Here is a 10,246-nt window from a genome sequence, read left to right as displayed (position 1 = left end):
AACACCGGCAACGACGCCGGTCGCCCCCGCTCACAACCCCGATGAAACATCGAGGCTAGCGTTGTTCGCGGAAACGTTCTTTGGGATCGCATTCGATCGGGAACGCTGACTCGTTTCACAAGGTGCCCACTAGTAGGAGGATTGATTGATCCAAAAGCGGGAACTAGAGCCGCCTTGGCGAGGCGTGTTGAGTAATTGCGCAAATCGACCTGGGGGCTGATTGCCACGACAAATGCGTCTGGAATATGACTGCCTACTTGTAGTGCTGTGAAGCCACCGCCGGAACTGCCGGCCAGTACTATGTTCTGGACATTAAGCCACTCCGCGACGCGCGATATGGTGTCAGCGATAACGTGCACCAAATCGGTACGCTCAGTTCCTAGGTGCCATCCGAGACCCATGGAAGAGGAGAGGTCTAGTGTCGGGTCTGAGAACACTACTGTCGGACCGGCGTCCAGCTCAACCTGGTACCGCAGTCTTTGAAAGATAGGTGTTCGGATGCGGGCTCGGTTAATAGCGCCCTGGAAGAGCACCGTGAGCGTGTTCCCGGTGGCGGGCACTACGGCGAACGGGAGCGTCAAGGGTCCTGCCGGCACGGTCTGAATGGACGCGCCTGAAATTCCCAGATTTGGGTTGAAGTGACGGTCGTGGCTGAGGACGGGCATGGAGTAGAAAGTGGGGTACCAGTCAGGCTTGTTGTCCCAGTTGACAAGCGCGGACCTGTGAGGACCTATAAGCTTTGTGTTCTCGCGGTCCGGAATTGCTTGGCTCAAGTCTGCGATCCCGGCCCCAAGGCCAAGGTCGATGTCATCGACAAGGCCGCGCGTGTTTGCCTCGTGCTGCAAACTAAAGGCGATTTCGTTCCGACGGTCAGGGGACGAGTGAAATCCTTGACTCCGCCCATCTTCTAGAAGGTCAAATACTTCGGTGCGGCTCGAGCTATCTAGATGGTGCGCGCGCCCTGTACGAGACCTGCGAACCGGGGAGCTTGGCTGGGTATCTCGGGGTTGATTTTGCTGGGGCGGGGACGGCGGGAACGACACGCTGTCGGAGCCCATAAGGATGTATTCAGATCCTTTGCCAGTATCAACTTGCAGGCAGAACTCTCCAGGTCGTGTCCCCTGATGAGTGACTATTCGAGGGTGCGTGTCTTTGCCGCTGGCTAGCACTGTGATGAAGCGGAACTTGGTTCCGGTTTTTGTTGCAAGTATTGCGGTTGCTGCTTCTTTCTGTTTCCATCCGGTAGAGACCCAGCCATCGAACGGATCCGTTTGGCCGTTGATCGCCTCAAGGGTGGTTCGAGTCCCGCTAAAAGACAGGGATGCTCGGTGGTCTCCAGAAGTGAGTTCTACGAGGTGTCTGCTGACTTGGGTTTGCACCCCGGGGCCAAGCTGCCAGCGTTGCACTCCCGTGCACTCCGTCTGAGAGTTCACCTGATCAACGACTACGAGGTACTCCCCATTTACCGAGTAGACGACTCGGCGCGTAAGCTGGATTCCATCGAAGCTGTCATCGTTGAAAAGGAAGTCGTGGTACCTGGGGGTGCTGGCTTTGCGCAGAAGAGAAACGGTCGCGTCTTTTTTGGGTTCTCTTCCGTTGATATTTACTAGAGAGTGCGAGGCTCGAGAGAAGAAGTGGTCGCGCGGAACGCTTGTTCCATATTGGAACTTGCCAGGGTCGACGATCCAGTTCACGGTATCCGCGCTGTAAGTAAGCGATCCGCCGTCGGGGTGGCCGTGTACTCGCAGAGCGCTACCGAAACTGATCGAAAAATAGGTCTCCTCGTCGAGGTTCCGCTCTGTCTCACCCCATCCGCTGCGGCAGAAAATGTATCCTGCGTCGTAGACTTTAGTGAGGTCGGTCGGGGCGGATCCGGTTTTTCCGGCGGAAGAAACGTAGTCGGTGACGGGGGAACGGATTGCTGCAGGCGTCCCGCTGTCAGTATCGCCGATCTGGACGAACGTGCCGTCCGGCCGGGTGGCGTGCGCGATTCCTTCGGGAGCTGCCAGGTGGCGCACGGCTCCATTGGGCCGTTTAATCCCCTCGATATCTAGTCGTTTGAGCGCTCGCTCCCACCAGATGTAGTTGTTGTAATGGTACGCGACGGCGCCCTCGGCGTTCATTCCTTGGGGGTCATATTGTTCCTCTAGAAGGCTTCCCATTCTTGAAACTGCGAGCTTCCAAAGGGGTTCATCGTCGAGAATGCGACCGCACACAAATAGCGCTTCTTGCTGGTGGAGAGCATGGTTTGCGATCCCCATGTGTGCTGGATCGGCGAGTCGGGCGGCGTGAGTTCGTATGGAGGCTTCTAGCCATTCAAGGTCACCGGGGGAGCGATCGCGGACGAGAGGAGCCGCCATGCAAAACTGCAAAGCACGTATTCCGTCAGCCATGTCTTTCCACGCCCAGCCGGACGCAGGCTTCTCTGGCGGGTTCGACTTTACCCAATCGCGGACATAGTGAAGCCACATGTCAAAAGCTTGGTCGTTGCCTCGTGCAGCGGCGTGCCGTAATGGCTCAAGCCATCGCAGCATATGTAGCTGGAGTCGCCAGTTCCTGTCTTTGAAAGGATCTGAGCGCCAGTTGATCTGCTCGGGGAGGGCCCACTCAGGGTGTGGTGGGATTGTCAATCGTCGCGCGAGGAGGTTCTTGACCTCGGCGGCGCGGAAGGAGCTACTGAGTGACTGCCGCTCCGACACGGCGAAGTCGAGACTCATGGGTGGTCGGGCCTCCGAGGTTAGGTGAACCACGCCCACGGCACCGTGGGCGTGGTTCATGGTATTCAGTTGCTGAGCTCGGCGTAAGAGTCCGCAATGATCGTTGCGATCTGCTTCCAGTCGCGGTGGGTTTCCACCCAGCTACGGGCCTGGATGCCGATCTGTGCTGCGTGACTTGGGCTGTCGAGCAGCTTCACGAGCTGCTCAATGAGGGACTCGGTGCTGCCCTTCTCATGAAGATAGCCGTTCACGCCGGGCGTGACGATCTCCTTGAGGGCGGCCACGTCGGAGGCCACGACTGCCTTGCCCATCGCCATGGCCTCGAAGGGCTTGAGCGGCGACACCATCTCGCATACCGGCAGGGGCAGGCGCGGGAACGGGGTGATGTCCACCAGCGAGTAGTACCGCTCGACCTCTTCGTGGGGCACGCGCCCCGTGAAGGTGACGACGTGCTCGAGCTCGCGCTCCTGCACGTGGTTCTGGAATCGCTCCAGCTCTGCGCCGTCTCCGACGATGAGCACATGGAAGTCCTCGCGGGTGCGGTTGAGGACCTCGGCCGCCTCGAGGATGAGCTCGATGCCTTCGTAGTCCAGCACCGAACCCACGTAGCCGATCACGGTCTTGCCGGCGACGCCGAGCTGGGAGGCGAGCTCCTCATCGCGGGGGATGGGGTTGAACCTCGAGGTATCCACGCCGTTGGGCACGATCTCGATCTTGTCGCCGTCCACACCGCGCTTGATCATCTCTTCGCGCAGGGCCTCGGTGATCGCGAAGACGCGGGTGGCGCCCTTCGCGGCGTCGGCCTCCATGCGGGCGATGTACTTGAACATGTTGCTCTCGGCCCATTCCGGGTTCCGCGAGCCGCGGGTGACCTCCCATAGACCGCGCACCTCGTAGATCGAGGGGATGCCGAGCTGGCGGGCGGTCTTGACCGCGGTGAGGCCGTTCCAGTGGTTGGACGCCGCGTGGATGATCGCCGGGCGCTGCTCCTTCGCGAGGTCGAGCAGCGCGCTCGAGTAGCGCTCGGTGTAGTGGAACAGGGGGTTCTTCTTCTCGATCTCCCGGCTCGTCAGCAGGCGCCGGTAGTCGACGTTGCCCACCACGTCGTGCAGGGGGACGTCTGGCACTTCGGCCTTGCCGGGCATGTCGTACGGGTAGCCCAGGCGGGTGACCCCGTCGACATCCCACCCGATGCGGTTCAGCTCGGAGAGCAGACCATGAGTGCGCGTCGCGTAACCGGCCGAGTTGTGGGGCAGGGAGTTGTGCAGCAGGTAGAAGACCTTGTGGTCCTCTGCCTCGTATGCCGGCGTGGAGCGCATCTTCGGGAACGGGAAGCCCGTCTTGCCCAGCTGGTAGTTGCTGACAGCGTTGCGCTGTGTCTCGTTCTGCAGCTTCTTGGCCCAGCCGTCCTCCGGAAGGATCCGTCGGTAGGCCTCGAGGTACTCGATGAGCTGTTTCTGCTTGCCGGCGGACCGCGCGCGACGGATAGCCCTGCGCAGGGCATTCACCGGTACAGCCTTGGGGTCGGCTTCCGTCAGGAGAACGCCGGCAGCGGTGCGGTTGCCCCGCGCGAGCACGACCGTCAAGTGCGCTCGGACGAGATCGTTAGCGCCCAGCCCGGCACCGGCAACGTCCAGCGTCTCCTGCGAGAACGTGTTGTTCTTATACGCCTCGTTGATCTGCACGATCGCCCGGTTCACGGGGTCACCCGATGCGCCGATCGCCTGCAGCGCGCCGGTCTGGCGGTGAGGAATGGCGTAATCGAGGGCCGCACGCTGTGCCTCGGGCGCGCCGGGAACGTCCTCTGCCAGGCGGTTCAGTGCCCAGCCAGCGCGGCTCGGGGACAGCTCGAGCTCACGCACGAGCTCGAGGTACAGCTCCACGGCATCGACCTGCGCGCCATTGCTGGCGAGGGACAGGGCGAGGACCTCTTCGGCCGTGCTTCCGCGCGAGTTCTTGATGAGGAACCGCGCGTACTCCAGGAGCACGGACACGTCGAAACCTGAGGCGGCGGTGGCATCGCGGAACGAGCCCAGGGCCTTCTCGAAGCCCTCCGCTCGCTGTGCGGCCTGGCGCGCTTCGTCAAGCAGCTTGGCCGTGCGCTCCATCTGTTCCTGGCGGAGTGCTCGAGCAGCCTCCGCGGCATCCGAGCGGCCGTCGCCGCGACGCCACCGGAATCCCGAGGTAGAACCGTTGGAGTCCGTCACCGCCACAGTCCCTTGGTGTCGATGACGATCTTCTCCTGCAGGAGCTCGCGATCGATCTCCTTGAAGGGGTCATGGTCGACCATCAGCAGCACGATGTCGGCGCGCTCGAGGGCCGAGTCGAGCTCTGCGAGCTCGACGTTGTCCTGCTCGGCGAGCTCCTTGGGCAGCTCATCGACATTGGGCTCCACGACGAGCACGGTGCCGTCGGTGAGCTTCCCGGCGAGGGAGCCGGCGATGTTGCGGCTGGGGGACTCGCGCAGATCATCGATGTTGGCCTTGAACGCGATGCCGAGGGCGGCGACGGTCGGGTTCTTGAACTTGTCAGCCTTCTCGAGCACCTTCTGGATCACGAGCTCGGGCTTGGAGTCGTTGACCTCGCGCGCGGTGCGGATCAGGTTGGAGTGCTCGCGGTCCGCCGAGACGATGAACCACGGGTCCACCGCGATGCAGTGGCCGCCCACGCCCGGGCCGGGCTGGAGGATGTTCACGCGCGGGTGGTGATTGGAGAGCTCGATGAGCTCCCACACGTCGATGCTCTGACGGTCGGCGATGATCGACAGCTCGTTCGCGAAGGCGATGTTCACGTCGCGGAAGGCGTTCTCGGTCAGCTTGGCCATCTCGGCCGTCTTCGCGTCGGTGACCAGCAGCTCGCCGTGGCAGAAGCTCGCGTAGAGGTCGCGGTTCATCTCGGCGGCTTCGGGGGTCATGCCGCCGATGATGCGGTCGTTCTCGACCATCTCGATCATGATGCGGCCGGGGAGCACACGCTCCGGGGCGTGCGAGAAGTACAGCGAGTTGGGAAGGTTCGGCTCGAGCGTGAACTCGGGACGCGCCTGCAGGATCACGTCCGCCATGTGCTCGGTCGCTCCGGGAGGAGCTGTCGACTCGAGGACGACAAGCTCGCCACCGGAGAGCTTGGGCGCGATCCCGCGGGCCGCTGCCTCGATGTACGAGAGATCGGCGTCGTGATCGCCCTTGAACGGGGTGGGCACGGAGACGATGTAGGCGTCTGCCTCAGGGGTCTCCAGCTGTGCGGAGAGCTTGCCCTGGGCGACGACGCCGGCAACGACCGTCTCGAGGCCCTCTTCGACGAAGGGGACCGTGCCCGCATTGATCGCGTCCACGTTCTCCTGCTTGACGTCGACCCCGATGACGGTCTTGCCGGCCTGGGCCAGCACTGCGGCCGTCGGGAGACCGATGTAACCGAGACCGATCACGCTGACGGTATCGAGGGGGACGTTCGGGCTCATCGGGTCTCCTGGCGTTTGGGACTGAAGTCGTCGGGGCGTCGCGCACGACACCGCGTCTCACAATAGCTTCTGAGAACACGCTGAGGAACTGCCAGACCCTCAGTTGTCACCTACACAACAGGCGTTACGTGCGGTTGTCCAGAAGTTCCGCATGGGGTCACGCGGCGGCTACCTGCTGGTCGAACGGCGTTCCCTTCGGAAGGGCGCCGGTGTGCGCCTCAGGGTTCTCCGGAAGGGGGCCAGCGCAGATCGTGTGGCACCCGTTGCTGAACTCACAGGTAATCGCCAGCCTCCTGGCTCGCTCCTGGAACCTACTCGCTCGTACCGCGCACCGGTTCGAAGCGCAGGACCGTCACCGTGCCCGGCTCAGTGGTCACGGACAGCGGCTGGGCCGCGGCCAGGGACGCGTCGGCGAACTTGCCGTCGAGTTCCGCCGGAGCCGTCAGCGAGGACTCCTGGGCATCGAACGCCTCGCCGGAGAGGCGCGAGCCGTCGGCCAGGTTCCATTGCTGGGGCGCGTCTCCGGGGAGGCCGCTCGGTGCGTTGAGCTCCACGGCGACCGCGCCTCCGACCGCTGAGTCGCCGGCTGCCCAGGGATCCCGCAGGTCGACGAGGACGAGCGCGAGGCTCCCGTCGTCCCCGTACACGCCGTGGACCATCACGGCCCCGTCGCCGCTCACATGGGGCGTCAGCACGTGGCCCTCGGGCAGGTACCCGAGCTGCATGAGCGAGAGATAGCTGGTGCGGCCCGCGGTGATCAGGCCGGGATCCTCGAGGGTGCCGGTCGCGCAGATCGCGCTCATCGGGGCCCCACCCTGGCAGGCCTGCAGCGTGGAGTGGAAGGCGAGGCGCTCGGCGCCGGCCTCGGCGGCCGTGAGGGTGAAGTCCGAGGTCCACAGCGCCTGGGCGTGCGTCCGCGAGGTCTCGTTGGTGCCGGGACAGGACGTCGGCCCGGTCTCCTCCATCCACAGGGGCAGATCGTTCTCCTCTGCGACGCCGACACCGAGGTCGACCAGCTCGCGCGTGCGCTCGCGCAGCGCGGGGGAGGTGAGGTCCTCGAGGGTGGGATTGCCGATGGAGGACGCCGGACCGTTGCAGTCCCACAACGGATACCAGTGCATCGTGAGCGCCGTCGTATTGGGCAGCTCGGCCTCGGTGAAGGCGCGCATCCACGTGGTGTCGTAGGCGCCGGGGCCCGCTACCGGGATGCCCGGTGAGGCCTTCTCGAGCGCTGCCGAGTACTCGTGGAGCGACTCCTGGTACGCCTCGGGGCCCCAGTTCTTGTCGCGCACTGCGAGCTGCGGCTGGTTCTCGTGGAAGAAGCCGTTGGGCTCGTTGCCGATCGCGACCGCGAGCAGGCGGTCGCCGAACGCCTCGCGGGCGTGGGCGGCCATGTCCGCGGCGCGTGCGGGGTCGTCGTGCCCCAGATCAAGATCGATCGTCACCAGGGCGTCCACGTCCTCGGCAGTTGCTGCGACCCGCTCCAGATCTGCCGGGGTGACCGTGACGTCAGCCCACGAGGGGGCCGGCTCACCGGTGGAGGTCCACCACATGCGCCGGTCCACGCCGTTGCCCCCGAACCGCAGGGCCGGCCGGTCCAGCTCCGACAGCATCAGCGTCAGATTCGAGTGGGGGGAGTTCCATAGCTCCGAGGCGAGCTCGATGGCGTCGAAGCTCAGCCCCACGGTGCCGCCGATGGGGGAGGCGCCCGGCTCGAGCGCGAAGGACGCGGTGATCGGCTTGCCGTTCGCCTCAGCCACAGGAGTCAGCGTGAGAGGCCCGGGATCGGCGTCGTAGCCGGGCAGGTTCAGTTCGGTCCACGGCTCGGGTGTTGGCTCAGGCGTCGGCTCTGCGGTCGGCGAGGACGTCGATGACCCGTCCGGCCTGAACAGTCCTCCGTCGCCGAAGAGTGCTCGGGGCTGCTGGGTGAAGGTGCCCACCACGAACAGCGCGATCACCACGGCGACCGCCACGGAGGCCGTAATGGACCAACGACGTCGTGTCATGACTCCCTCTTGTCTCGCAGGCACGTTGTGGTGCGGCGGGTTGTCAGATCATCACGTGGGCGTCGTTGCGGCCGAACCAGGCCACATCCGCGCTGGCCAGCAGCTCACGGTCGTCCACGGACCACGCGTGGCCACCGCCTTCGCCGTGGCGCATCTGGGTGAAGTTGAAGCGGTCCGCGGAGTAGATGCGTCCTCCGGCGGCGACGACCGCGTCGAGGAAGCCGGTGTCCTCCCCGCGGGAGACATCCGCGAAGGGGTGGGCGGTGAACACGTCGCGGCCGGCGGTGATGGTCGGGCCCATCACGCGGTCGGTGAAGCGGTGCTCCATCCAGGGGAAGCGCAGGAGCGTCGCATCGGTGCCGGCCAGGTACATGTAGTGGGCGTGCTTGCCCACGACGTCCGCGGCGGAGAACTCGCGAGCGCGCAGCAGGTCGTGGAGGTAATGCTCGCCGTAGAGGTCGTCGTCGTCCATCTTGGACAGCACCTCGCCGTCGGCCCGTTCGACGGCCGCGTTCAGGCACGCTCCCAGCGTCCAGTCGGACGGCGCCTCCAGCAGCACCACGTTCTCCACTCCGAGGTCGCGCGCCTGCTGCACCGTCTGCTCGGGCGCGGTGAAGCCGTGGGTGACCAGCAGGAGCTGACGCTCCACGCCGGCCTGCTGGGCGACCTGGGACACCAGGTGACCCAGCTGCTCGGGGCGGTTGGTCGCCGCCATGATGCTGACTCCCGGCACGCCCGCCGCGCCGGTGAGGCCCGCCCGTCCGGCCTTCTTCCCGAGGTTCACGGCCTCGAGCACTTGCCGGGCCCGATGCGTGTAGGTGTGCTCCTGCCAGATGCGTCGCTGTGCACGGTGCACGGTGTGATCGCGCAGTTCGGGGGAGCGCACCAGGGCTCGCACCACGTGCGCGGCGTCCTCCCGGGAGTCGACCACGGGGACCTCGTCCTGCGGGAAGAACTTGCCGATCGCGGGGGAGGGGGCGGAGACCACCGGCGTGCCGGACGCGGTGATCTCGAAGATCCGGCGCGCGCACATCGACGGGCTCGTGACCACGGAGTTCACGTTGAGGAACACCTTGTACGCCTTGTAGGCGGTGAGCATCCGGTCGTAGCCGAGCGAGCCGACCACACGATCGGCGAGGTCGCCGGGGAACTGGTACCGCTCGTCGTCGCCGAGGAAGCGGGAGAAGATCTCCAGGCCCGTCTCCATCCGCGCCGAGGCATCGAGCGCCCCGCCCAGCAGCATGTCCATCTGTTCGCGGCGCTCGGGGAACTTGTGTGCGAAGTACATGCCCGCGAAGGCGACGTCCCGCGCCTGGTGACCGTGCTTCGGGCGGATCGGGTTGTGCACGGCGGACTGCGCAGCGAAGGGGAGCACCTCCACGTTGTCGTGGCCCAGCTCCTCCCGATACCGCGGCAGCAGGGTCACATCCGTGGTGAACACCTGGTCGAAGAGCGTCGCGGTGTCCAGGAAGTCCTCGAAGTGCGGCGGATCCTCCTTGTTCCAGAACACGGTGGGGATCCCGGCGTCCCGGCAGTGGGCCACGAGCTCTCGCAACGGCTCGGACGGAGCTTTCGAGCCGGTGAGCTGGTACTGCCAGGCGTCCTTGTTGCCGTGCCAGGCGGACTCCACCAGCAGCAGATCCACCGGCTGCTCGGCGAGCTGCTCGCGCCACGTCGACGGCTTCACCGCTACGGTCTCGAACTCGTGGCTCCAGGCCAGCATCGAGAAGTCGTCGAGGATCACCGCGACGCGCAGGCCTTCCAGGCGAGGCGCTCGTTCGACGAGCTTGGCCGGCGGGAAGGAGAGGTGCCCCTGAGCGTCCTTGCTGCCCAGCCCGTCGCCGACCCCGTAGGACACGGTGTGGCGCCGACGGTTCCACGTGCGCACCTGGGCTAGACCACCGGTGCGCAGATGCCACAGCCCGGTGCGGAGCGTCTGCAGGCGGGACGAGGACTGCGGGGGCATGGGCACCTCAGGGTGGGGGAGAGCGGGGCGTGGAGAGAGAGGACAGGCGCCTCATGATTCCATGATCGGAGGCGGCGAGGGAGCCTCGAGATGTCCCGTC

5 protein-coding genes are annotated in these 10,246 nt (G+C 65.2%); all 5 read right to left on the bottom strand.

Features of this window, described 5'->3' with window-relative positions; translation table 11 throughout:
* Positions 1-2,717: heparinase II/III domain-containing protein (locus tag INT49_RS16020; protein ID WP_193118756.1), on the bottom strand; the 2,717-nt coding region annotated here is incomplete at its 3' end.
* Positions 2,718-2,782: 65 nt separating this feature from the next.
* Positions 2,783-4,825: a glycosyltransferase gene (locus INT49_RS16015; RefSeq protein ID WP_193118755.1), complete on the bottom strand. Its 2,043-nt coding sequence runs from the start codon at positions 4,823-4,825 to the stop codon at positions 2,783-2,785.
* A gap of 95 nt (positions 4,826-4,920) precedes the next feature.
* A complete protein-coding gene (gene wecC, locus INT49_RS16010; RefSeq protein ID WP_193118754.1) occupies positions 4,921-6,174 on the bottom strand; it encodes a UDP-N-acetyl-D-mannosamine dehydrogenase in 1,254 nt (417 codons plus the stop codon).
* Positions 6,175-6,485: 311 nt separating this feature from the next.
* Positions 6,486-8,180, bottom strand: a complete 1,695-nt coding sequence (locus INT49_RS16005; RefSeq protein WP_193118753.1) for a hypothetical protein — start codon at positions 8,178-8,180, stop codon at positions 6,486-6,488.
* Positions 8,181-8,223: 43 nt separating this feature from the next.
* Positions 8,224-10,146 carry a glycosyltransferase family protein gene (locus INT49_RS16000; RefSeq protein ID WP_193118752.1) on the bottom strand — a complete coding sequence of 641 codons (1,923 nt, stop codon included), beginning with the start codon at positions 10,144-10,146 and terminating at the stop codon, positions 8,224-8,226.
* Positions 10,147-10,246 lie beyond the last annotated feature (100 nt).

It is taken from the genome of Brachybacterium tyrofermentans (genome assembly GCF_014897585.1).
Lineage (GTDB): Bacteria > Actinomycetota > Actinomycetes > Actinomycetales > Dermabacteraceae > Brachybacterium > Brachybacterium tyrofermentans.
Note: the sequence above shows the minus strand (reverse complement) of the source record. Positions and strands in the feature narration are given on the sequence as shown.